Source organism: Marinobacter shengliensis, assembly GCF_030297115.1.
Lineage (GTDB): Bacteria > Pseudomonadota > Gammaproteobacteria > Pseudomonadales > Oleiphilaceae > Marinobacter > Marinobacter shengliensis.
On sequence record NZ_AP028062.1, the window covers coordinates 3,354,332 to 3,377,731 of the forward strand.

The following is a 23,400-nucleotide window of genomic DNA, read 5'->3' on the forward strand; positions in this document are numbered from 1 at the left end:
GCAGACCCATGGGTATGACCCACATAGTCGACCGGCGACTGAACGGTAAAAACAAAAGCGCAGTGAACCGGGAACGGTTCCTGCGCCGCTATCGCCATCACATCAAAAAAGCGGTGTCTGAAGCGGTCCAGAAACGTTCCATTACGGATATTGAACGGGGCGAGAAGGTCAGCATTCCGGCCCGGGATATACAGGAGCCCATCTTCCACCATGGTCCCGGTGGTCGGCGGGAAGTGGTACACCCCGGCAACCAGGAATGGGTAGCCGGCGACACCATTCCCAAACCCCCGGGCGGTGGCGGCAAAGGTCAGGGGCAAGGCCAAGCCAGCCCGGACGGTGAAGGCATGGATGAATTTGCCTTCCAGATCACCCAGGAGGAATTCCTGGAATTCCTGTTTGATGACCTGGAGTTACCCAACCTGGCCCGCAAGAAACTCAAGGATACCGAAGCCTTCAGTTACGTTCGCGCCGGGTTCACCAGCCAGGGTGTGCCCGCCAAACTGGATGTGGTGCGTTCGCTACGGGGCGCCCATGCCCGCAGGCTGGGCTTGGGCGGCGCCCGCAAGAAGAAAATCAAGGATCTGGAAAAGCAACTGGAAGCCCTGAGAAGCGCGCCGGAAGATCTGGACCCGGCCTTCAGCCATGAGGACCAGATCAAGGTGCTGGAAGACGAAATTGCGCGCCTGAAAGCCAACGTCAAACGCATTCCGTTTATCGACGAGATCGACCTGCGTTACCGCCAGCACCAGAAGCAGCCCAAGCCCGCTACCAGCGCCGTGATGTTCTGCCTGATGGACGTGTCCGGTTCCATGACCCAGATGCACAAAGACATCGCCAAGCGCTTTTTCATCCTGCTGTATCTGTTCCTGAAGAAGAACTACAAGAAGATCGATGTGGTGTTTATCCGCCACCACACCAGTGCCAAGGAAGTGGACGAAGAAGAATTCTTCTACAGCCGGGAAACCGGCGGCACCATTGTTTCCAGCGCCCTGAAGCTGATGCACCGGATCATCGAGGCCCGATACTCACCGGCGGAATGGAACATCTACGCCGCCCAGGCATCGGATGGTGACAACTGGAACGATGACTCCCCGGTTTGCAGCAAACTGCTGGCCAACAGCATTCTGCCGCTGGTGCAGTACTACTCTTACATCGAAATCACACCCCAGGACCACCAGATGCTCTGGTACGAGTACGAGAAGATCCTGGAACAGTTTCCCCAGAGTTTTGCCATGCAGCAAATTGCAGACCCTGGCGATATTTACCCGGTATTCCGACAGTTGTTCGAGAGGAAAGCCGCATGAGCAGCCTGATTGATCGCCCGAACGCACCGGAGAGCGAACAACCCAAGGCAGGAACGCCCATTTCCACCGGCTCGGAGTGGACCTTTGAGCTGATCCAGAAGTACGACGAGGAGATTGCCAAGTGCGCCGCCGAGTTCGGGCTGGACACCTACCCTAACCAGGTGGAAGTGATTACCGCCGAGCAGATGATGGATGCCTACAGTTCCGTGGGCATGCCCGTGGGCTACCATCATTGGTCGTTCGGCAAGCAGTTCCTGCAGACTTCCAAAGGCTATCAGCGCGGCCAGATGGGGCTGGCCTACGAGATTGTGATCAATTCCAACCCCTGCATCGCCTACCTGATGGAAGAAAACACCCTGCCCATGCAGGCACTGGTGATTGCCCACGCCAGCTATGGCCACAATTCGTTTTTCAAAGGCAACTACCTGTTCCGCACCTGGACCGATGCCAGTGCGATCATCGACTACCTGGTGTTCGCCCGCAATTATGTGGCCGAATGCGAGGAACGCCATGGCGTGGATGCGGTGGAAGAAATCCTCGACTCCTGCCACGCCTTGATGAACTACGGCGTGGACCGATACAAACGCCCGGCACCCATTTCCGCGGCGGAGGAAGCCCAGCGTCAGAAAGAGCGGGAGGAATACCAGCAACGGCGCATCAACGATTTGTGGCGAACCATTCCAAAGCCGGACGAAGACGACGACCCGGTCAAGCGCAAACCCCGGTACCCGGAAGAGCCCCAGGAAAACTTGCTGTACTTCATCGAGAAGAACGCACCCCTGCTGGAAACCTGGCAGCGGGAACTGGTGCGCATCGTGCGCAAGCTGGCACAGTACTTTTACCCGCAACGCCAGACCCAGGTGATGAACGAAGGCTGGGCCACCTTCTGGCACTACACCCTGTTGCACCGGATGTACGAGAAAGGCCTGGTGACCGACGGCTTTATGCTGGAATTCCTGCAAAGCCACACCGCCGTGGTGTACCAGCCACCGTTCAACAGCCCCTGGTATTCCGGCATTAACCCCTACACCCTGGGCTTCTCCATCTTCACCGACCTGCGGCGCATCTGCGAGAACCCCACCAAGGAAGACCGGGAGTGGTTCCCGGACATCGCCGGCAAGGACTGGCTGGAGACCGTGCATTTCGCCATGCGCAACTTCAAGGACGAAAGCTTCATCCAACAGTTCCTGTCGCCCAAAGTCATGCGGGACCTCAAACTCTTCGCCATCGAGAATGATGACCAGGAAGACCACTACACCGTGACCGCCATCCACGACGACCCGGGGTACCGGGTGCTGCGGGAGAAACTGGCTCGCCAGTACAACCTCAGTTACCGGGAGCCGAACATACAAGTGTGGAATGTGAATGTGCGGGGCGACCGTTCACTCACCCTGCGGCATATTCCCGTGGACCGGGTACCGCTTGGCAAGGAAACAGACGAAGTGCTGAAACACGCCCACCGGCTGTGGGGCTTTGATGTGCACCTGGAAAGCGTGGATGACGGCAAGGTGGTTGAGGAACATCACTGCCCACCCAGAGGCGCTGAGGAGGCGTGACCACAATGGGCCACCCCTGAGATCACAAATCAGAAAGTCAATTTAAGGCCCGCATAGAACGTTCTGCCGGCACCGGGCTCGAAGTAACCGCGATCTTCAACGGCCCGGTCTGCGTTGGCATTAATGCGCACGTTGCTGAAATAATCTTCATCCAGCACATTGCGGACACCGGCGTAGAGACTGAGCGTCTGATTACCCAGACGCACGGAGTCACCCGCGCGGGCGCCCAGCAACCAATAATCGCTTACCTTGGTCTGGTTGCTGTTCTCCGCATAAAAGCTGCCAACGTACTGCCATTCCAGCGCTGCGAACCGGCCAGCCATACCCTGCCACTCCAGTTCAGACACCCAGAGCGTGCCGGGCAAGCCGGGGATGTCATTGCCATCAGCATCATTGCCCTGTTCGTCCGTGAAATCGCGCAGCTCGTAGTCTGCCAGAGTCAGTGCAGTAGTCACCCGCCAGGCATAGGAAATATCCCAGCCCAGGCCCAGTTCAACGCCATTGCGGCGAGTCTCGCCGGCATTTTCGTAGAAGGTGCGGCCGTCCAGTTCGTAGGGCAGGATTTCATCCTTAACCCGGATGGAGAACAGTGCCAGGTCGTAACTGAGAGAGTTACCCCATAAACCACGAACACCAATCTCCCGGTTCAGCGCCTTTTGCGGTTCCACATCCGGGTTAAAGCCACCGGCACCAGAGGGGTTGGCAAACTCGGTAAAGGTGGGCGACTCGAACGCCGTGCCAACGGTGGCGTATACCTGATGCCGGGGCGCCAGGCGATAGCTCAGGCCAACCACGCCGCTGACTTCCCGGAACGTCCGGCTGCCGGAATCATCACCGTCCTCAAGCCGGTCATCATCGACCGACAGGCGCAGATGATCCCAGCGGGTCCCGAGTGAAAAATTCAACCGATCCGTCAGCGCCAGATCCCCTTGGGCGAATACAGCCACGTTTGTCGCGTTCTGGGTTTCTGCCTGGGTTTGCCCGGTAATCTCGCCCATGGGTGACACCTGGTAGCGCCGGCGGTCATCCGACTGCCTATGGACATCCGCGCCGGTTACCCAGGTCAAAGGTCGCCCGGCCAGCTCGGAACCTTGCTGGTACTGGGAACTGATTCCGTAAAAATGGCGGTCGTAGGCCACTCGGCTGGCGCCGGGAAAAGGCAACTGCTGGGCGAAATCCCGATGGCTATAAAAGGTGTTCACGGTGACCTCACCGGGCAATACAGCGGCATCCTGATACTGCAGCCCCAGGGTTTGCTGATTCACCGTCTGGCCGCTGTCCAGCCGCTTGGCCATAAAGGTAGCCTGGTTCGGATCATCCTCTACCTGGGACAGGGTCAAGCCGCCCGGGTCCTGGGCTTTCGGGTTATGTAAGGCGTTGAAGGTGGCGGTCAGCTCCCTCTCGGAATCCAGCTCATGGGAAACTCGGGCGTTGAACAGGCCCTTTTCCGCCTCACTCTGTTCCCGGTGGCCGTTTACATTCATCCAGGACAGCGTTGCGATGGCACTGGTGTCGCCGTGAACGCCATTACCCTGAATGGCGGCCTTGCGGTAATCATCGCTGCCGCCATCAAGGCGCAGCCGGGCACCGGGGGGCAAATCATCGCCACGGGCGGTGGTGATATCCAGCACGCCACCGGCGGCATTGCCATACTGCACCGAGGACGGGCCCCGAATAACCTCAATACGCTGGGCGGAATCCAGGTCAATGGCATCAATCTGCGACTGGCCATCCGGCAGGGTATAGGGAATGCCGTCTACCTGAATGCGGATACCGCGAATACCGAAGGGCGCGCGAGCCCCGAACCCCCGGGTCGACAGTCGCAGATTCTGGGCGAAGTTGTAACGGTTCTGGAAGAAAAGCCCAGGCACGGTATTGAGAGATTCGTCCAGTTGCAGGCGCTGCTGGCCCTGGCGGATGGCGGGGGCGTCCACTACGCTGACCGCAGCGGGGGTATCGTAAAGGTCACGAGCCAGGCGAGGTGAGGTCACTTCCAGAACGATTTCCCCAATCGCCTCGCCCTCGTCCGCAACCTGTGCCGCCAACTCGCTTGACGGCATCATGACCGACACAATGGCGAACGCAATCACCAACCGCTGTGAGTAACCATGCCCCTGAGCTTCCTCTTTCACTTCGCTTCCCCCCCCCCTGCCATCAGTTGCATGATACGCACCAGCCGCGAACCCGATCACATCCACGCAGGCCTGAGCATAACGACTAAGCCGGAGACTGAATACCCAACAATAGTTGGAATATTGTGCTCCCAAAGGCTGGCAGGTACGTCACCATCAACAGCGTAGTGCCCATGACCATCACCGGGAGAATGAAGCGGAAATTGCGCTGCCAGAAGGTACCATACAGGCTCTCCGGCGATGTGGGCACGCCCACCACCTGCCTGGTCAGCAAATGGTTGAGCGCCACGGGTGGAGTCAGATACCCCATTTCAAATGCGAGCACGGTCATCACCCAGAAGTGAAGCGGATCAATACCGTTGTTCAAAGCGATGGGGGCCAGCGTGGCGTTCACCAACAGTACCGCGCCATAGGGGTCCATGATCATGCCTATAAACACAAGCAAAGCCATCAGCAGCGTGAGTGTCAGCCATACCGATCCCAGTTGTTCAGGGAACAACTCAAGCAGGCCCGAACGTTCGATCAGGCCGCCGACACTGACGGACAGCGCCATTAACATCAGCAGGGCACCGATCAGGGCACTGGATTCACGGGTAGCGCGCAACACAGCGGGCGAAAAGCCGCTTGCCAACGGACCACGGGCATCCTCCGGCAAATCATCAGCGTCAGGATCCGGTGATCTGAGCACCCAACGCTCGAACGCCAGCACCAGCAGCAAAATCAACGGCAGAATGGCTGGCGCAGAGAACTCATCCAGCCCCCGATTCAGCAGTAGATTCCACAGCAGGATCACGCCCGCGAAAATGGCCACGTAAGGCAGCAGTGGCAACAACGCACGCAGCATGCCGGGCACCGCCTCCCGCAGTGGAGCGATTTCTCCTTTCGACGGCCCGCCAATCAGGAACACATAAATCGCGTACACCGACGCGGTCAACAACAATACCCTGGCGCCGGCGCTGAACATTTCATCGGTGGTCACACTGTTGTTGAGGGTGGCAACAATGACCACCAGCAGACAGGGACGCAGCATGGTCCCCATGGAGCCGGAGATCGCCGTAGTCGCCAGTGCCAGTTGCTCCGATGTACCCGCGCGCCGCAACTCCCGGTATAGCGTGAGACCGGCCGCCAGAATAAAGATACCGGACGCACCGCTGTAGGCGGTGGGCAAGGCGGTGAGCAGTAGCACCGCCACCCCGAGCCATTTCGGAGGCAACCGCCAGGGCCGAAGAACATTGAATACCTTCCTGGGAAGATGGGTGCGCGCCAGCAACATACCCACCCACACGTAGAGCCCAAGATTTAGGAACAATGCCGATAACTCCGCCATCATGGTGAGGTAGACGGCAATACCGTGGTAGAAGCCGTGAAACGCAAACTGGATGGAGGCAGAAATACACATGAAGCTGTAGAGAGGCACGCTCAGCATGGCCCGAGACCAGCTTCTGCCCACGGGAAGGTCATCCCTCCGCCGGCGCAGCTGCCAGAGGGAAATCAGGGTGAGCGTGCCAAAACCGGCCACCCAGATATCATGCATGAACAGATGGGCCAGGGGCATGCCGGCCTCTGCCTGGGCCAGCTCCTGTTGCCGATAAAGCCAGGTAGAGGCGGTCAGTAACCCGTTGGCCACCAATTGGGAAACGGTGGCAACCCGGTCATCCAGACGGCTTTCTACAGGGCGAAGGGCAATGTGCTGACGCCCCAGGGTTGCGGCCGCTGCACAGAACAGCAGCATCAGCCCCAGCAGCACCCGACGATTTCCGGTTACCAGCAGAACGGCCTGAGACAGCCCTGCCTCTACCAGAACGAAAGCCTGAACCCCTGGAGTGTTGAGCGACTGTAGGCGCTCCCAATTAGCAAGACGATTCTCGCAAGCGCGGGACGCGGCCAACACCGAAGCGCGGACCTGTTCACGGTCGATCTGGTCGCCGAACACATCGGCAAATGGGTCGGCAGATTTTTCCGCCTTTTTAACCGCAACCGCCAGGTCTACGGCCGCTTCTTCATCGCTCACGACCTGGCAACCCGGCGCGCTGATCCGGTCGATCACCCGCAAGTTAAAGTAGTCGGGCCAGGTTTCCCCGCCGATCTCCAATAACCGAGAATGCAGGGTTTCGCCCACCGAGGCCAACAACGTAAGCACAAGAATGGCCAGCATCGGCACGCTGGCCAGGGTCATTGACCAGGTGCGACTGGGGGATACCGGGGCGGTCCGGGAGTCGGTGGTCATGGCTTACTCCACCGGATTACTGCATTCCTCCCGGCTACCGTCATCGCGGCAACGGATCTTGCGCTGCAGGGTTAACATATCCCCGCTGTAGTAGCCTTGCTCACGCAATTCCAGCCGCGCCGCCTGCATCATGGCATCGTATTCCCGGCGGTCATCAGCGGGAATTCTGATCCACCACTTGTCCGGCACCTTTTCCTCTTCCATCCGGACGCGACTGATTATTTCATCGGACCCCTGGAAAAAAGCCTCTCGCACAAGCTGCGCCAGTTCGTTGGGGATGACCTCGGCGCGGCCAATCAGCTGCATGGTGATATGGGTCAACGGCAGGTCGATAATGCCACCGTCCGGCTCCAGCCCCTTGTGCAGTTCCAATACTTCATAGGCTGCCAGCGGCGCTGCCAGCACGTCGACCACCCCGGTATTGAACATATTGGGGGCATTAACAATGTCAGCGACCACCGGTGTTGCCCCCACCCCGGAAATCATCTCCGCCTGGGTAGGATCGTAATCCAGCACCACCACTCGCTTGCCGGAGGCCTTTGCCAGGGTATTGATACTGCGGTCGTTCACAAACACATGGGCGGCGCCTGCCGGAGCAATACCCATCACCACATAACCGTTGCTCACCATGCGATCCGCACTGCGGGGATCGGCCATCAGCTGCAAGCCCAACTGCATTTGCTCGTGATTCGGGAAGCCGCCAATCGAATCCAGGGTGCCGGTGTATTGATTGAACAATCGCGCACGCAGCCCACTCATCAGGGCGGCGTCGCAGGTACCGGATTTGAGCTCTTCTACCATCACCGATTCGCTGGTGTATGGCACCATCTCTACGTTGATCCCGTACTGAAGAATTCTGTGCCGCTGATCCTGGGCTGCGCCATAAATAGGGCCGGAGCGCCCAAAGATATCCCAGACACATACCCGGTAGGTCCGGTCTGGATCGGGCTGCAGGCCGGTCAATTCCTGCATGGCGTTGATACGCTGTTCCAGGGGAAGGCTCTGGTCATAAACCTTCGCCCGCAAGTCTTCATTGGCCCAGGTCAGAACCGGGAGGCAAGACATCGCGAAGGTGGTCGCCAGTAAAAGACACCGGGTGATCCAGTGGCAGGAAGGGGGCGTTTGAAGGGCAAGAGGCATCATTATTGTTATCCCGAGCTGAAAATCTTTGTGCTCAGGGTAACAGTGATGCCTTCATGCCCCTCTGTCTCTGGCGGCAGCGGGCGGCTGGCAAATATGTCAATCGACTGGTTGGGAGGCGGTGGTCTGCACATTGGATTTGGGAATAATGCTGCGGCCATAAACCGCCAGCAAGAACCCGATGGGAAACATAAGCACACCGTATACGGCAGCGGGGATGGACATGGCACTGGATTCCAGCAGCGTCAGGGTAACCATCAGGCCAATGGTCGCGTTCTTGACGCCCAGCTCAACCGCCACGGCCAGTGACTCGCGCTGCGTCAGGCCCGCCGCGCGCCCGGCAAGCAGGCCCAGAACAATGCCCACCACATTGAGCATGATGGTTGAAGGACCGGCCTGCTTCAGCAAATCGCCAATCTGGTCACGAACACCGAACAGCAGGGCCACAATCAGAACCGCCAGCACCACGCCCCCGAAAATGCTGACGACACTCTCAGCTTTACGTGCCAGCTCAGGCTTGCGAGTGCGCACAATCATGCCAAGAGCCACCGGGAACAACACGATGCCCACCAGCATGCCGATGGTTTTGCCCACTGGTAGCGAGATGTCCTCCGCCGTGCCCATAAAATGCTGCAGGGCCATATTGGCAAACAGCGGCAGGGTTATGATGGTGATCAGGCTGGCTACCACGGTCAGAACAATAGACAGGGCAATGTTGCCCCTGGCCAGTAAAACGAACAGGTTGGATGTGGTGCCGCCAGGGCAGGCTGCAATAATCACCAGCCCCACCGCGATGGCAGGCGACACCCCAAACAGATAGGCCAGCGCAAACGCAGCCAGCGGCATCAACAATATCTGGGCGATGGTGCCGACCACCATGCCACGCGGGTAAACCGCCACCTGGCGAAAGTCCCGAACGGTCAGGGTCATCCCGATACCGATCATGATGATAAAGAGCGCCACCGGCAAACCTGCCGAGATCAGCGGGCTGGATTCCACGAAACCTCCGTCATTCTTTGTTATTCATTGTTTGCAGAGAGAAATTAGCACACTACCCGACAGATCGGCAGCGCCGGATGGCTACATTGTGTAACTGCAAAACCCCGTAAAAGCCAGAACTAAATGGGCGTTTTGATCGTGTGTTACTGCGGTAATCAGTATACTTGCATGTAACAATCAAAAAATGACTATGTGACGGAGATACACAAGGAATGAAACGTCTCGGAACACTGGACGCCTCATGGCTCGCGGTAGAATCTGAAGATACCCCCATGCACGTCGGTAATTTACAGATTTTCTCGCTACCGGAAGGCGCTACGGAGACTTTTCTGCGGGACATGGTGACCCGCATGAAGGAAGCAGGTGATGTCGCAGCCCCCTGGGGATACAAGCTGGCCTGGTCCGGCTTTCTTGGGCGACTGGTGGCACCAGCCTGGAAAATCGACAAGGACATCGATCTCGATTACCACGTCAGACACTCAGCCCTGCCCCGTCCCGGCGGCGAGCGGGAGCTTGGCATTCTGGTGTCGCGCCTGCACTCCAACCCCCTGGATTTCTCCCGCCCGCTGTGGGAGTGTCATGTCATCGAGGGGTTGGAAAACAACCGGTTTGCCCTGTACACCAAGATGCATCACTCGATGATTGACGGCATCAGTGGCGTGCGCCTGATGCAGCGTGTACTGACCACCGACCCGGATCGCACCAACATGCCGCCGCCCTGGACGGTTCGTCCCGAGCGGCGCCGTGGCAGCAAGACAGACAAAGAGGCCAGTGTGCCGGCGGCCGTCTCGCAAGCCATGGACGCGCTGAAACTGCAGGCCGATATGGCGCCAAGACTCTGGCAGGCCGGTAACCGCCTGGTTCACTCTGTGCGGCACCCGGAAGATGGCCTGACAGCCCCCTTCACTGGCCCCGTGTCTTTGCTGAATCACCGGGTGACCGGCCAGCGCCGTTTCGCCACCCAGCATTATCAACTGGAGCGGCTGAAAGACTTGGCACATGCCAGCGGTGGCTCCCTGAATGATATTGTTCTGTACTTGTGCGGTACGGCTCTGCGCCGGTTCCTGCTTGAGCAGGACCAGCTGCCAGACATCCCTTTGACGGCAGGCATTCCGGTTAACATCCGCCCGGCAGATGACCAGGGTACAGGTACCCAGATCAGCTTCATGATTGCCTCTCTCGCTACCGATGAAGCCGACCCGTTGAACCGGCTTCAGCAGATCAAAACATCTACCCGACGGGCCAAGGAACATCTGCAAAAACTGCCGAAGAGTGCACTGACCCAATACACCATGCTGCTGATGTCACCCTATATCCTGCAGCTTATGTCTGGCCTGGGCGGGCGCATGCGGCCGGTGTTTAACGTGACGATTTCCAACGTCCCGGGGCCGGAGCGAACGCTTTACTACGAGGGCGCAAAGCTGGAGGCCATGTACCCGGTGTCTTTGATTGCCCACGGCGGGGCCCTGAACATTACCTGCCTGAGCTATGCCGGCTCACTGAACTTCGGTTACACCGGCTGCCGCGACACGCTGCCCAGCATGCAGAAGCTGGCGGTGTACACCGGGGAAGCACTGGATGAGCTGGAGAGCCTGATCCTGCCTCCGCCCGCTAAAACGACAAAGGTAAAACCTCAAAGAAGCAGAAAAGCGCCGAAAGCTACGGGCACCAAAAGCCAAAGCTGATCTCCGGGCAGACCTCCCCGGCGCTAATCCAGGGTCTGAAGGTAATCCTGCAATGCGGCCGGATCGGTGAGTTCGATCCGGCCGTACGTCAGTTTCAGTAGCCCCCGCTGCTCAAAATGCTTGATCCACTGGTGCACGCCCTGTCGGGTCATGCCCATCATATTCGCAATGTGTTCCCGGGTAATGCGGATGGTCACCGGCTCGGTGCCAGCGTCACCATCGCCCTGAATCTGGGCCAGAAACAGCAACCTCCGGCCAATCCTTGCGGCAACGCCTCGAAGTGCATCGTCTTCAATAATCGACATCGCCGCCCATAAGCGGCGGCTTACCATGTCCAGAACCACCGGATAGCACTCAGGGTACTTTGCCATTACGCTCCGGAATGCATCGCCCGGTAGCTCTACCAGGGTTGCCGCTTCATGAGCCGTGGCGCCGTACACCCTTTTCATACCGGGAGAAAAAACTGAATCCCCGAACCAGACTCCGGCGTTGAACATGATCAGAGTGGCTTCCCGCCCTGCGGAATTGACGGAACTTATCCGGACCACACCCGAGGCAATCACGTTCAGAGTGGCTGTGGCAGATCCTTTGTCGTAGATCGGCTCATCCGCATCGAATATCCGAACTCGGGCAATGTCGGCAAGGTCGTCAAACGCCCGCACAGGGAAACCTGCAAACAAGGGGCAGTCAGCGAGGATGGTCTTGATGTTAGTCATAACCTCAATTGTAAACAATTTGACAGTCTTGGCCGATCACTTATCCCTACACTCGACGCTAAAGAGGATGAATACCACAAGAACAACACCCATAGAGAGAAACACATCATGTCAGAACAGCTCTCCATTCCGTCAAAGAAAAACAACGTCAGTGAACAAGAATGGCAACTGCGGGTCGACCTTGCAGCGGCCTATCGCCTGGTGGCACTCCACGGTTGGGACGACCTTGTCTTTACTCATATCTCCGCGAGGATCCCCGGCGACGAGCACCATTTCCTGATCAATCCCTACGGGATGATGTTCGAGGAAATTACCGCATCAAGCCTGGTACGTGTTGACCAGGACGCAAACAAGATCGACCCCGACGATTTCGACATCAATCCCGCCGGCTTTACCATCCACAGCGCCATTCATTCGGTGAGAGAAGACGCAGCCTGTGTGATGCACCTGCACACCGCCGACGGCATTGCGGTATCGGCGCAACAGGATGGCCTGCTTCCCCTATCCCAGCAAAGCCTGTTTGCGCTGGCCAGCCTGTCCTATCACGATTATGAGGGTGTTGCCCTGAGGGAAGACGAAAAGGCACGTCTACAAAAAGATCTGGGCAACGCGAACTTCATGATCCTGCGCAACCACGGCCTGCTGACCACCGGGACCAGCATTGCCGATGCGTTTCTTGCCATGTACATACTGCAGACCTCGTGTCAGATCCAGATCAAAGCGCTGTCGGGCGACCGCCCATTGACGCCCATCCCCGCCGGCATAGTCGACACCATCAAACAGCAAGCCGAACAGGTTACCAAAGGCCTTGGTGGCAAACTGGCCTGGCCTGGCTTGCTGCGCAAGCTGGACCGAATTGACCCAGGTTTCCGGGACTGACAGGAGCTCACATGCTTGCAAACCTTGGCCTTCTGGCCGGTCTGATTTTGCTGATTGTGATGGCGTTGCGCGGAATCAATATTCTGGTCGCAGCGCTGGTATCCAGCCTGATTGTCGCGGTGACCAACGGATTGGGACTATCCCCGACCCTGCTGGAACACTTTCCTTTTGGTCCGCTGGGCGCGTTCAGCTTTGCCGGCAAGTTTTTTATTTTGTTCCTCGCCGGCGCCATCTTCGGCAAGATGATGGCCTCAAGCGGGGCTGCGGGCTCCATCGCCAATGCCATAACCCGTGGCCTGGGCGCAAAACGCACCATCCTGGTGACCATACTGGTGTGTGCGTTGTTAACCTATGGTGGTGTCGTGGTGTTTGTGGTGATCTTCACCATGTACCCGCTGGGCGTCGCGCTCATGCGCGAAGCCAACCTGCCAAAACGCCTGTTTTGCGGCGCCACTGCGTTGGGGGCTGGCACCTTTACCATGACAGCGCTGCCTGGCACCCCCTCGATTCACAACGTCATCGGAGCTTCCGCTCTTGGCACAGACCTGTTCGCCGGCGCCCTGATCGGGCTGACCGCCGGCGCGGTTATGTTTGCGTTGGGACTGGTGTACCTGGAACGGCAATGGTCACGGGCTCGCGCAGCCGGAGAGGGCTATCAGGTGAATGCCCAGGATGAATACATGGAGAACATGGCGCCTGCGCTGCAGCATGGGCCCGAGTGGCAGCGCAGCATCGTTCCGCTGTTGCTGGTTCTGGGCACCATTATTATTCCAAGACTGCTGACCGCACTCGGCATAGCCGATGGCGAGACGCCTTTGCTGGGCCCCCTGATTTCCTTCGCCGGTAACGAGCCGATCGTCTGGCCAAGCTTTGCCCTGATGATTGGCGCGGGTAGCTGTGTGTTGCTGTTCCCGGATTTTCGCAGCAAGGCCATGGAAAGTCTGGGCGTTGGCGCCAACGACGCTATCATGCCTTTGCTCAACACGGCCGCCGTGATCGGGTTTGGCAGCGTGGTGACTCAGACTACCGGCTTCAACAGCTTTGCGCAGTGGGTACTGGAGCTGCCGCTACCTCCGCTGTTATCCGCGTTCGCCTCAGTCAGCGTGGTGTCGGCGATTGTGGGCTCGGGGTCCGGGGGATTGCAGATCTTCATGCAGACCTTTGCGGAAAAGTATCTTGCGATGGGTATAGAGCCGGAGACCCTGCATAGAATTGCCACCCTCGGTTCCGGCGGCATCGACTCACTGCCCCATTGCGGCGCGGTGATTGCCATGCTGACCATCATGGGCCTCAAGCACAAGGAAGCCTACAAGGACATCTTTGTGGTGACCGTCGCCATTCCAGTTATCGCCACCTTGGTGGCCATTGGCGTGGCGTCGGCAACCTAGCGTTCGCCAGTCTCAGGCGCTGTCGCTGTTCCAGTTGGCAGCGCCGACAAACACCATCTGCAGGAAACGGGTGGTGCGCTTACGCACCTGGCCGATCTGGTAATCGTCGTCTTCGGATATGCTGAGCAGGTCGGTCAGGCTGAAGGCCACGGTTCGCACTACCAGATCGCATGTTACATCCAGATCGGCGTCACTAAGATGCTCCATTAACCTGAGCCGGCGAAGATCGTTGGCCAGCTCGCTGGCGAAGAAACGCATTTCACTGCGAATCCCCTCCTGTACCGCCCGACTTTCCCCCGCCAGGCCCTGAGCCATAAACAGGAAGAAACTTCGGTTGGCCTGGGCATGAGCCACGAAGATACCCACAGACTCTTCAATCAGCTTGTCCGCCTGCAACACATTGGCTCGCGCTTCCCGCATCATTCGGCGTAGCACCAGGCCCAGCTCATCCACCAGCTGCAAACCCAGATCGTCCATGCTCCGGAAATGCCTGTAAAAGGATGTAGGCACCACACCCGCCTGCCGGGTGACCTCCCGAATGCCCAGGCTGGCGAAATGCCGGCCTTTACCCACCAATGCCAGAGCCGCACTCATCAGCTTCTCGCGGGTTTCCCCTGGCTTGCGCCTTTGTTTGTCTGCCATTCCTCTTCCCGTACCGCTTAACCAGGTTCACAAGTGTACACATTAGACCGGAGAAAGAACCACCAGACTTGTCATTTCGAGCCAACCATCACGCCAGGTAATTGTTGAAAGTCAAACTTGTGTGTACAGTCGTACACATTAGTGAACACTTGTACACATGCAGTGGAACAAGTACCAACAAGTATGGAGAACCAATCATGCTGGCACGACTTTCAAACACCAAAGCACTTCACTGGCTTGGCCGGCAGTTACTGAACCGGGACAACCCGGCCGGCTATTTCGACCCACTGGCCGAAGCCATCAACCCGATGTGGGTACAAGAGTACACACCGGCACGGGTAGAGAACATTATTAACGAAACAGCTGACACCAAAACCTTCGTTCTGAAGCCGGCAAAACGATGGGCCGGGTTCCAGGCAGGTCAGCATGTGAACATCTGTACCGATATAGAGGGTGTTCGCCGCACCCGCACCTTCAGCCTGTCCAGCTCACCGTTGTTGTGGCAATCCGAGGGGCAGATCACCCTGACCATCAAGCGCCTGCCCGGTGGACTGGTCACCAACTGGATGCACGACGCCCTGCAACCGGGAGATGTGATTGGGCTTACAGAGGCGTTTGGGGAGTTCCTGATTCCCGAGCCGGCGCAACCCGTGCTGTTCATTGCCGGCGGTAGCGGCATCACCCCTATCCTGAGCCAGCTTCAGACCATGGCAGCAGAGGACTATCGGGCCCCCGTTACCCTGCTTTATTACGTGCGCACCCATAATGACGTGATCGCCCGGGAAGCACTGCAGGCCCTGGCAGCACGCTGGCCGGCGCTGTCACTGACTATCATCGCAACCAATGAGAGCGACGAGCCTCGTTATCTGCGGGACAGCGACCTGGAGACCGTCGCGGGCATCAAGGCCAGAGAAGTATTCCTGTGCGGACCCAAAGGTCTGATGGACCTGGCAACGGACCTTCTGGCCAAGCGCGGCCTGAAGGAGAAGCAGATGCACAGTACCTTCTTTGCGCCCCCGGCACAGGCATCACTGGATAGTGATCAACTGGGCGGTGAGGTGACCTTTTCCAACAGCAACCTGAAAGTGGGCTCAGAAGGCGATGCCAACCTGCTGGAGATTGCCGAAGCCGCTGGCCTGAAACCCCAATACGGCTGCCGCATGGGCATCTGCCACCAGTGCAGCTGCCGCAAAACCAGCGGCATCGTGGTTAATCGACTTACCGGCAAGGTCTCCGGCCCGGGTGAAGAGCCTGTTCAACTTTGTGTTTCGGTTCCCCAAGGGCCTGTCGCCCTGGACGTATAACCCCATTCTTTTGTATTGCGGCGATTATTGCCGCAGGGAGTCATCGATATGAAAAAGCTTAACGAAGACCAACTGAACGAACTGCAGAAAGACCTGGACGCCATCCGTGACGAGGTCATTGCAGACCTGGGCGAGCGGGATGCCAAGTACATCCGCAAGATCATCCGCCTGCACCGTACCCTGGAAGTGGGCGGCCGGGTGATGATGCCCTTTGGCTTCATTCCACCCGTATTCGTGGCCGCTACCGCTACGCTGGGTATCGCAAAAATCATAGAGAACATGGAAATCGGCCATAACGTCATGCATGGCCAGTACGACTGGATGAATGACCCGGCCCTTAACTCTCAAACCTATGAGTGGGACACCGTTTGCACCAGCGATTCCTGGCGCCGGACCCACAACTACGAACATCACACTTACACCAATATCATTGGCAAAGATCGGGACTATGGCTATGCAGTGCTGCGCCTGAGTGATGACGTGAAATGGCACCCGGGCCACCTGTTGCAGTTTATCAACTACATCCTGCTGACCGTGCTGTTCCAGTGGGGCGTCGGCGTACACGAGCTTGAGAGCGAGAAGATCCGCCGGGGTGAGTTGCGCTGGCGCGACAAGCTGCCGTTCCTGAAGGATTTCGTCCGTAAGGGTGGCCGCCAGGGATTCAAGGATTACGTATTCTTCCCGCTGCTGACCCTGCCTGTCGCTCCTATCGTTCTGGCAGGCAACGTGGGTGCTAACCTGATTCGTAACATCTGGGCATCCACCGTTATCTTCTGCGGGCACTTCACCCAAGATGCGGAGACCTTTACCGAGGAAGAATGCGAGGGTGAAAGCAAAGGCCACTGGTATCTGCGCCAGCTCACCGGTTCATCCAACTTCACCGGCGGCAAGTGGCTGCACGTGTTGAGTGGACACCTGAGTTACCAGATTGAACACCACGTGTTCCCCGACCTGCCGGCTCACCGTTACCCGGAGATTTCCGAGAAGGTTCAGGCAGTGTGCGAGAAATACGACATTCCGTACAACACCGGGAGCTTTGCCAAACAGTATGGCACGGTCCTCAAACGTATCGGCAAATTCTCGCTGCCGGACGTGGTAAGAACCCGATTGGAAGGAAAGCGCGAGCTTCAGGCGATCTGAAGCAAGCGCACCAGCTGTGGCCGGTGTTTATCCTGGATAACATCGGCCAGAGTGTATTTGTCGAGTGTTTCAAGGAATGCCTTCAAGGCTTCGGCAAACATGGCCTTCAGGCCGCACACCGGGGTGATCTTGCAGGCATTCTTTGATGAAAAGCACTCAACAATGCTGAGGTCCTGCTCCGTTTCCCTAACAAGAACACCGATGTTGATCTCATTGGGCGCCATGTGCAGGCGCATACCACCTTTCTTGCCCCGAATGGTCTCGATGTAGCCTTTCTTGTTGAGCTGATGAACCACTTTCATCAGGTGATTCTTGGAAATTTCGTAGCTGTCTGCAATTTCCTGAATGGTGGCCAGACGATCACCCTGTTCAGCCAGATAAATCAGAACTCTCAAGGAATAATCTGTATAGCGGGTGATGTGCATTCATAACTCCATAAATATGACGGAAAACTTTAACAGGATGGCCTCGTGAGCAGATAACCTGCAACGCTCAGCAGGAACAGCCCCGAAACCGTCAATACAAATACCGTTGAACCTAGCCAGACCAACATGCTCCAGCTCAACGCCATCATGGCGCAGGCGAGAATCTTCGCCTTAACCGGAATGGCCCTGCGCTCTTGCCACTGGGCAATTGCCGGGCCGAAAGTCGGGTGCTCTTCGAGCCACCGGGCAAACTCCGGAGACCCTTTACTGGCAAAGTAAGCCGCCAGTATGACAAACGGCGTGGTCGGCAACAGCGGAAGAACAACCCCGACGGCACCAATCGCTACAGACATATACGCAAGTATCCGGAAACCGGTTTTACCGGAAGGTGCTTTCATGGCACGGGTCTCGGAACGATTCATAACTGCATCTATTCTACCGTGAATCAGTGTACGGGTCTGCCCAACTTGCTCAGAAAAGCCAGACGGGCAACGTAGGCAATTTTCACCCCAACCGCGAACAACAGGGTTCCCATGTGGGCGGCAATCTGCACTGGCAGTGCCAAGGCATCCGCCAGCGGGTAAGCCAGCATCACCGTCAACAGCAACCCCAGGAACGACACCAGAACCGCGGTATTGGATATGACCAGCCATTTTTCAAAGCGTTCCATAACCCCCCTCCACCAACTTACATTTATTACATTTACATCTTTAAGGCTATCTCGAACGGCTGCGAAAATCAAATTCAAAAAAATACCCTTATCAATCAATTATTAGAGCTACTTTAAAGACCTGAAACACAGGCTACTAGAACTTTATATTTGACATTCAACTTACATCTACATGAAAATCCATTCCGATACATTCATCTGTTATCCATGTTTAGGAGTGCATAATCATGAACCTGACTAACCTTCCGCTCGGCCAGCTGGCCCGTGACATTCCTGGGGCCTCCGCCGTGCTGCATCGCCACAAGCTCGACTTTTGCTGTAATGGTGACGCCTCATTGATGGCGGCAGCCACGGCAAAAGGACTCGACCCGAACGCCATTGCCAGCCAGCTGAGCGCCTTACAAGCCCGGACTGACCAGGCTACGCCAGAAGAGCAAACCAGTAACGAAGCGTTGATTGAGCACATTCTTACTCGCTTCCACGATGTACACCGTGAACAACTCCCTGAGTTGATCCGATTGGCTCAGCGCGTAGAGCGCGTTCACAGCAAGCACCCCCGCTGCCCTTCAGGGCTGGGCGCACACCTTGAAAACATGCAGAACGAGCTTGAATCGCACATGCAAAAAGAGGAACAGATCCTGTTTCCGATGATTGCCCGTGGAATCACTGGCATGGCCGCAGCCCCGGTTTCGGTCATGCGCAATGAACACGAGGACCATGGTGCCGCCCTGGCTGAAATCCACAGCCTCACCTTCAACCTGACCTTGCCAGAAGGTGCATGCAACACCTGGAGAGCGCTCTATCTGGGCCTGACCGAACTGGAAAATGACCTCATGGAACACATCCATCTGGAAAACAATGTGTTGTTCCACCGGGTTGATGGCTTGCTGGGGGGCGCGCAACGTGGCTGACTATCGAAAACTCTGGTGGATTCTGATCGCCATTCTGGCAATCACCTTCACACTGCTTGGTTACTTTGGACGAGAAGTCTACCGAGAGGCACCTCCCATACCTGACCAGGTGGTTTCTGCCACTGGCGACCTTCTGATGACGGATGAGAGCATTCTTGATGGCCAGACTGCCTGGCAGTCCATGGGCGGAATGCAAGTTGGATCCATCTGGGGGCACGGCGCCTACCAGGCACCGGACTGGACTGCAGACTGGCTTCACCGTGAACTGGAAACCTGGCTGGAAATTGCCGCACAGGAGGAGTTCGGGCATGCCTGGCACAGCCTGAGCGGCCAACAACAGAACGCTCTGCAGTACGACCTGAAAACCGAATACCGGAACAACACCTATGATGACGCCACCGGCACCCTGCATCTCTCAGACCGGAGAACCCGCGCCATTGCCGAAACGGCCGACTACTACAGCCGGCTATTCAGCGATGCGCCAGAGCTACAATCCACCCGCGCAAGCTATGCGATGAAGGAGAACACACTGCCCAGCCCCGAGCGCCGGCAGCAAATGACGGAGTTCTTCTTCTGGACGGCCTGGGCTGCAGCAACCGAGCGCCCGGGAAGCAACGTCACCTACACCAACAACTGGCCACACGAACCGTTGATCGACAACAAGCCCAGTGGCGAGAATGTAGTTTGGTCAGTGATCAGCGTCATTCTCCTGATCGCCGGGGTAGGAGGCCTGATCTGGGCCTGGGCATTCTTGCGCAAACACGATGAAGATGAACCTGCGGCGCCACTTAAAGATCCCATCAGCGCCCTTACACTTACCCCCTCGCAAAGGGCACTGGGAAAGTATCTGCTGCTGGTCGTCGGCCTTTTCACCTTCCAGGTCATGCTAGGTGGGTTTACTGCACACTACACCGTCGAAGGTCAGGGCTTCTACGGAATCAACACGTCAGAATGGTTCCCATACTCGCTGGTCCGCACCTGGCACATTCAGGCGGCGCTGTTCTGGATCGCCACCGGCTTCCTGGCCGCCGGCCTGTTCCTTGCCCCCATCATCAACGGCGGCAAGGATCCAAAATTCCAGAAGCTGGGCGTCGACGTTCTGTTCTGGGCACTGGTTGTGGTCGTTGGCGGCTCATTCATCGGTAACTTTCTGGCCATTGCCCAGATCATGCCCCCGCATCTGAGTTTCTGGCTGGGCCACCAGGGTTATGAGTTTGTCGACCTTGGGCGTCTCTGGCAGATCGGCAAATTCCTGGGCATCGTTTTCTGGCTGGTCTTGATGTTACGCGGCATTGTGCCAGCACTTCGCCAACCCGGTGACAAAAACCTGCTGGCATTGCTCACCGCCTCGGTGGTTGCCATTGGCCTGTTCTACGGCGCTGGTTTCTTCTACGGAGAACGTACCCATATTTCCATCATGGAATACTGGCGCTGGTGGATTGTTCACCTTTGGGTAGAAGGCTTCTTTGAAGTATTCGCCACGGCCGCCCTGGCGTTCATCTTCTGCAGCATGGGACTGGTCTCGCGCACCATCGCAACGTCGGCCAGTCTGGCCTCCGCCAGCCTGTTCATGCTCGGTGGCGTACCAGGGACCTTCCATCACCTGTACTTCTCTGGCACCACAACACCGGTGATGGCGGTTGGTGCAACATTCAGCGCACTGGAAGTTGTGCCATTGGTTGTCCTTGGCTATGAAGCCTGGGAAAACTGGCGGCTGAAGACCCGCGCTCCGTGGATGGAAAATATCCGCTGGCCGCTGATGTTCTTCGTTGCTGTCGCGTTCTGGAATATGCTCGGCGCGGGTGTTCTGGGTTTCATGATTAACCCGCCGATCGCCCTTTATTACATTCAGGGCCTGAACACGACGCCCACCCATGCCCACGCAGCGCTGTTTGGTGTCTATGGGTTCCTGGCCCTGGGCTTCACGCTGCTGATCCTGCGTTACATCAGGCCGAGCATTGTCTTTGACGAACGACTGATGAAGATCAGCTTCTGGTGGCTGAATATCGGGCTCGTCCTCATGCTGTTCACCAGTCTGTTGCCCATCGGCATCATCCAGTTCCTGGCAAGTGCCAGTGAAGGCCTCTGGTACGCCCGAAGCGAAGCCTTCCTGCAGAGCGATGTCCTGCAAACCCTTCGCTGGATCCGGACTATTGGCGATGTTGTGTTCATCGTTGGAGCGCTTGGGGTCACCTGGCAGGTGGTAAAAGGCATTTTCTTCCCCAATCTGGAGCCGGCGCCCTACCCTGATGATGAGGTCATCTCCGAGCGGGCATAGAGTGTATTGACCGTTTTCCCCGGGGCCTTTTCTGGCCCCGTTTTTTTGGTTCATACAGGGATTACCCCCCGAGAGGTATCGGATTGGGTTGGGATATCTGTGATACTTTGACTATCCTTTATACATATAACTCCAGACAGGGAAACCTGCCCATGCCGCAAGCCAAGCTGACCGATCGATTTGGCCGCACCATTAATTACGTGCGCCTGTCGGTAACTGACCGCTGCGACTTCCGCTGTGTGTACTGCATGGCGGAGGACATGACCTTTCTGCCCCGCCAGCAGGTTCTGACGCTGGAAGAGATCGCCAGGCTGGCTCGAAACTTTGTTGCCCTGGGTACGGAAAAAATCCGCCTGACCGGTGGCGAACCCCTGGTCCGCAAAGACATCCTTGAGCTGGTCCGCGAAGTAGGCACCTATGGTTTGCGGGACTTTGCCATGACCACCAATGGCAGCCAGTTGCCGACCATGGCGGAGAAACTGCGTAAAGCGGGCCTGCACCGGCTCAATATCAGCCTGGATTCCCTGGATTCTGAAAAATTCCGTTCCATTACCCGCACTGGCAATCTGCAGCAGGTGTTGGACGGTATTGATGCCGCCCGGGACGCAGGCTTCCGCGGTATCAAGCTGAATACGGTGGTGATGAAAGGCCGTAACGATGAAGAGATTCCGGAGCTGATTGAGTTTGCCCGGAAAAAGCAGGTGGATATCAGTTTTATTGAGGAGATGCCGCTGGGTGAGATTTCGGAGCATGACCGGGGTCTTGCTTTGTGTACCAGCGAGGAGGTGCGGGATATCATCCGTCAGCGCCATGAGCTGATTCCGGTGGCCAAGGATTCTGGCGGGCCGGCACGTTACTATCAGATGCCGGACAGCGATGTTCGGGTCGGGTTCATTTCACCGCATTCCCATAACTTCTGTTCGACCTGTAACCGGGTTCGGGTGACGGTTGAGGGGCGGCTTTTGCTGTGCCTTGGCAATGAGCATTCGGTGGATTTGCGGCGGGTTCTGCGGGGCAATCCGGTGACGGATGACAAGCTTCAGCAGGCGATCATTGATGCGATGGATCTGAAGCCAGAGCGGCATCACTTTTCCAGTAATGGTGAGGTTCAGATTCTTCGGTTTATGAATATGACTGGCGGTTGATTGTTCCAGCCTGTTGATTCCTAGCCATTTAGGTTTGGAACTGGAGCCAGTGGCGGTTGGCCTTCCAAAAAACGCTCCTTCGGCACTTCCTTGTGGCGCTTGGGCTCCGCCATCCATGGCTCCGCACATTTTTGGAAGGCCAACCGCCACCGGCTCTTTCTGACTCTCGTTGGTTCGCTCTAAAACACCTTCTTTGTTTACCGAAACCTGATCACTCTCGGCATCTCAGTGTCCATGGTGGTCATTATGATTTACATGTGTTGAGTGCCCATCCTCTTCTTCGTTCTGATCATGCTTATGATCCATCTCACCCATTTCCTCCATGCCGTGCATGCTCATACCTGCGTTCAGGTGCTCCAGGGTGATGTCGTCAAAGCTGAGAATTTCTCCCCCGTAGGTCGCTGCAAAGTCGGTCGCTTCGGATTCTGTTTCGAACGAGGCCAAGGTCGGGCCCATGGCGCCGGTGCGTTCTGAGCCGACGACGTAGAAGGCTTCACGGGCGTCGATCAGGTGGGTGTCGTCGGGATGGTCCCAGTGGGATTCGGCCATGTTGTGGACGTAGAGGGTGTGGTCGCGATTTTCGTTTTCCGGCTGTAGGAACCAGGCGAACATGTCTTTGGTGGAACAGAACTTGCGGGTGTGCTGCTGGCGTTCGGTGAAGGCCTGGCCTTTGGGCCCGGGGAAGTTGGTGATGACCATGCCGCATACGTGGCATTCGTCGCCGGAGTCAAAGTGAACCGGGTCGGGTTTGGTGGCGGTTTGTTGTTCGCCGTTGGAGCAACCCGCGAGGGTGATCGCCGTCAGGGCCGCTATAAGCCATTTGGTGAGCGGTGTGGGCATGGTTCTGTTCTCCAGTGGT

Annotated in this window: 20 protein-coding genes; 10 read left to right on the forward strand and 10 right to left on the reverse strand. The window is 57.3% G+C overall.

Features of this window, described 5'->3' with window-relative positions; translation table 11 throughout:
- The first annotated feature begins 14 nt into the window (after positions 1-14).
- Positions 15-1,304: a YeaH/YhbH family protein gene (locus QUE75_RS15385; protein WP_228704032.1), complete on the forward strand. Its 1,290-nt coding sequence runs from the start codon at positions 15-17 to the stop codon at positions 1,302-1,304.
- On the forward strand, positions 1,301-2,860 hold the full coding sequence (locus QUE75_RS15390; RefSeq protein WP_286251481.1) for a SpoVR family protein: 1,560 nt from the start codon (positions 1,301-1,303) through the stop codon (positions 2,858-2,860). Before QUE75_RS15385 ends, QUE75_RS15390 begins: the two co-directional genes overlap by 4 nt.
- Positions 2,861-2,889: 29 nt before the next feature.
- Here QUE75_RS15390 and QUE75_RS15395 read toward each other — a convergent pair whose 3' ends face one another.
- From QUE75_RS15395 to QUE75_RS15410, 4 genes are all read right to left on the reverse strand, one after another.
- On the reverse strand, positions 2,890-4,992 hold the full coding sequence (locus tag QUE75_RS15395; RefSeq protein ID WP_286251483.1) for a TonB-dependent receptor family protein: 2,103 nt from the start codon (positions 4,990-4,992) through the stop codon (positions 2,890-2,892).
- Positions 4,993-5,077: 85 nt separating this feature from the next.
- On the reverse strand, positions 5,078-7,219 hold the full coding sequence (locus QUE75_RS15400) for a TRAP transporter large permease subunit (protein WP_286251485.1): 2,142 nt from the start codon (positions 7,217-7,219) through the stop codon (positions 5,078-5,080).
- 3 nt (positions 7,220-7,222) lie between these two features.
- Entirely contained in the window at positions 7,223-8,362 is a 1,140-nt protein-coding gene (locus tag QUE75_RS15405; protein ID WP_286251486.1) for a putative solute-binding protein, read from the reverse strand.
- A 96-nt stretch (positions 8,363-8,458) separates the two neighbouring features.
- Positions 8,459-9,358: a bile acid:sodium symporter family protein gene (locus QUE75_RS15410; protein ID WP_106694759.1), complete on the reverse strand. Its 900-nt coding sequence runs from the start codon at positions 9,356-9,358 to the stop codon at positions 8,459-8,461.
- A 212-nt stretch (positions 9,359-9,570) separates the two neighbouring features.
- Here QUE75_RS15410 and QUE75_RS15415 point away from each other — a divergent pair, with 212 nt between their 5' ends.
- Positions 9,571-11,043 carry a WS/DGAT/MGAT family O-acyltransferase gene (locus QUE75_RS15415; RefSeq protein ID WP_106694758.1) on the forward strand — a complete coding sequence of 491 codons (1,473 nt, stop codon included), beginning with the start codon at positions 9,571-9,573 and terminating at the stop codon, positions 11,041-11,043.
- 23 nt (positions 11,044-11,066) lie between these two features.
- On the opposite strand, the gene QUE75_RS15420 is transcribed toward QUE75_RS15415, so the two are convergent.
- Positions 11,067-11,759 (reverse strand): Crp/Fnr family transcriptional regulator, encoded by a 693-nt coding sequence (locus tag QUE75_RS15420; RefSeq protein WP_106694757.1) that lies wholly within the window; start codon positions 11,757-11,759, stop codon positions 11,067-11,069.
- Positions 11,760-11,867: 108 nt separating this feature from the next.
- On the opposite strand from QUE75_RS15420, the gene QUE75_RS15425 reads away from it, so the two are divergent.
- Entirely contained in the window at positions 11,868-12,638 is a 771-nt protein-coding gene (locus QUE75_RS15425; RefSeq protein WP_106694756.1) for a class II aldolase/adducin family protein, read from the forward strand.
- Between the two features lie 11 nt (positions 12,639-12,649).
- Positions 12,650-14,026, forward strand: coding sequence for a GntP family permease (locus tag QUE75_RS15430; RefSeq protein WP_286251495.1), 1,377 nt, complete (start codon positions 12,650-12,652; stop codon positions 14,024-14,026).
- A 12-nt stretch (positions 14,027-14,038) separates the two neighbouring features.
- Here the strand turns inward: QUE75_RS15430 and QUE75_RS15435 are convergent, their stop codons facing one another.
- Positions 14,039-14,668, reverse strand: coding sequence for a TetR family transcriptional regulator (locus QUE75_RS15435; RefSeq protein WP_058092709.1), 630 nt, complete (start codon positions 14,666-14,668; stop codon positions 14,039-14,041).
- Positions 14,669-14,865: 197 nt separating this feature from the next.
- Between QUE75_RS15435 and QUE75_RS15440 the strand changes: the two genes are divergently transcribed.
- The gene (locus tag QUE75_RS15440; RefSeq protein ID WP_286251498.1) at positions 14,866-15,972 is read left to right on the forward strand and encodes a ferredoxin reductase; all 1,107 of its coding nucleotides are present in this window, start codon (positions 14,866-14,868) and stop codon (positions 15,970-15,972) included.
- A gap of 48 nt (positions 15,973-16,020) precedes the next feature.
- On the forward strand, positions 16,021-17,112 hold the full coding sequence (locus QUE75_RS15445) for a fatty acid desaturase family protein (RefSeq protein WP_072676455.1): 1,092 nt from the start codon (positions 16,021-16,023) through the stop codon (positions 17,110-17,112).
- On the opposite strand, the gene QUE75_RS15450 is transcribed toward QUE75_RS15445, so the two are convergent.
- Genes QUE75_RS15450 through QUE75_RS15460 form a run of 3 tightly spaced genes read right to left on the reverse strand, consistent with a single transcriptional unit; the run spans position 17,100 to position 18,207 of the window.
- Positions 17,100-17,537: an RrF2 family transcriptional regulator gene (locus QUE75_RS15450; protein ID WP_058092706.1), complete on the reverse strand. Its 438-nt coding sequence runs from the start codon at positions 17,535-17,537 to the stop codon at positions 17,100-17,102. The genes QUE75_RS15445 and QUE75_RS15450 overlap by 13 nt on opposite strands.
- A gap of 29 nt (positions 17,538-17,566) precedes the next feature.
- Positions 17,567-17,959, reverse strand: coding sequence for a YbaN family protein (locus tag QUE75_RS15455; protein ID WP_230713844.1), 393 nt, complete (start codon positions 17,957-17,959; stop codon positions 17,567-17,569).
- A 23-nt stretch (positions 17,960-17,982) separates the two neighbouring features.
- Positions 17,983-18,207, reverse strand: a complete 225-nt coding sequence (locus QUE75_RS15460; protein ID WP_072676454.1) for a hypothetical protein — start codon at positions 18,205-18,207, stop codon at positions 17,983-17,985.
- Positions 18,208-18,434: 227 nt separating this feature from the next.
- Between QUE75_RS15460 and ytfE the strand changes: the two genes are divergently transcribed.
- From ytfE to moaA, 3 genes are all read left to right on the forward strand, one after another.
- The gene (gene ytfE, locus QUE75_RS15465; protein ID WP_072676453.1) at positions 18,435-19,118 is read left to right on the forward strand and encodes an iron-sulfur cluster repair protein YtfE; all 684 of its coding nucleotides are present in this window, start codon (positions 18,435-18,437) and stop codon (positions 19,116-19,118) included.
- Positions 19,111-21,396: a nitric-oxide reductase large subunit gene (locus QUE75_RS15470; RefSeq protein ID WP_286251508.1), complete on the forward strand. Its 2,286-nt coding sequence runs from the start codon at positions 19,111-19,113 to the stop codon at positions 21,394-21,396. The genes ytfE and QUE75_RS15470 overlap by 8 nt, the downstream gene beginning before the upstream one ends.
- A 152-nt stretch (positions 21,397-21,548) precedes the next feature.
- Positions 21,549-22,541, forward strand: a complete 993-nt coding sequence (gene moaA / locus QUE75_RS15475; RefSeq protein WP_286251510.1) for a GTP 3',8-cyclase MoaA — start codon at positions 21,549-21,551, stop codon at positions 22,539-22,541.
- A 225-nt stretch (positions 22,542-22,766) separates the two neighbouring features.
- Here the strand turns inward: moaA and QUE75_RS15480 are convergent, their stop codons facing one another.
- Positions 22,767-23,381, reverse strand: coding sequence for a nitrous oxide reductase accessory protein NosL (locus QUE75_RS15480; RefSeq protein WP_286251513.1), 615 nt, complete (start codon positions 23,379-23,381; stop codon positions 22,767-22,769).
- Positions 23,382-23,400: the final 19 nt, after the last annotated feature.

What these genes read in the sequence shown, in the direction of transcription:
- QUE75_RS15455 (WP_230713844.1), bottom strand. Translation starts at nt 17,959, where the DNA reads ATGAATCGTTCCGAGACCCGTGCCATGAAAGCACCTTCCGGTAAAACC.
- QUE75_RS15440 (WP_286251498.1), top strand. Translation starts at nt 14,866, where the DNA reads ATGCTGGCACGACTTTCAAACACCAAAGCACTTCACTGGCTTGGCCGG.
- QUE75_RS15390 (WP_286251481.1), top strand. Translation starts at nt 1,301, where the DNA reads ATGAGCAGCCTGATTGATCGCCCGAACGCACCGGAGAGCGAACAACCC.
- QUE75_RS15385 (WP_228704032.1), top strand. Translation starts at nt 15, where the DNA reads ATGACCCACATAGTCGACCGGCGACTGAACGGTAAAAACAAAAGCGCA.
- QUE75_RS15405 (WP_286251486.1), bottom strand. Translation starts at nt 8,362, where the DNA reads ATGATGCCTCTTGCCCTTCAAACGCCCCCTTCCTGCCACTGGATCACC.
- QUE75_RS15460 (WP_072676454.1), bottom strand. Translation starts at nt 18,207, where the DNA reads ATGGAACGCTTTGAAAAATGGCTGGTCATATCCAATACCGCGGTTCTG.
- QUE75_RS15430 (WP_286251495.1), top strand. Translation starts at nt 12,650, where the DNA reads ATGCTTGCAAACCTTGGCCTTCTGGCCGGTCTGATTTTGCTGATTGTG.
- QUE75_RS15450 (WP_058092706.1), bottom strand. Translation starts at nt 17,537, where the DNA reads ATGCACATCACCCGCTATACAGATTATTCCTTGAGAGTTCTGATTTAT.
- QUE75_RS15425 (WP_106694756.1), top strand. Translation starts at nt 11,868, where the DNA reads ATGTCAGAACAGCTCTCCATTCCGTCAAAGAAAAACAACGTCAGTGAA.
- QUE75_RS15420 (WP_106694757.1), bottom strand. Translation starts at nt 11,759, where the DNA reads ATGACTAACATCAAGACCATCCTCGCTGACTGCCCCTTGTTTGCAGGT.
- moaA (WP_286251510.1), top strand. Translation starts at nt 21,549, where the DNA reads ATGCCGCAAGCCAAGCTGACCGATCGATTTGGCCGCACCATTAATTAC.
- QUE75_RS15480 (WP_286251513.1), bottom strand. Translation starts at nt 23,381, where the DNA reads ATGCCCACACCGCTCACCAAATGGCTTATAGCGGCCCTGACGGCGATC.
- QUE75_RS15435 (WP_058092709.1), bottom strand. Translation starts at nt 14,668, where the DNA reads ATGGCAGACAAACAAAGGCGCAAGCCAGGGGAAACCCGCGAGAAGCTG.
- QUE75_RS15415 (WP_106694758.1), top strand. Translation starts at nt 9,571, where the DNA reads ATGAAACGTCTCGGAACACTGGACGCCTCATGGCTCGCGGTAGAATCT.
- QUE75_RS15400 (WP_286251485.1), bottom strand. Translation starts at nt 7,219, where the DNA reads ATGACCACCGACTCCCGGACCGCCCCGGTATCCCCCAGTCGCACCTGG.
- QUE75_RS15445 (WP_072676455.1), top strand. Translation starts at nt 16,021, where the DNA reads ATGAAAAAGCTTAACGAAGACCAACTGAACGAACTGCAGAAAGACCTG.
- ytfE (WP_072676453.1), top strand. Translation starts at nt 18,435, where the DNA reads ATGAACCTGACTAACCTTCCGCTCGGCCAGCTGGCCCGTGACATTCCT.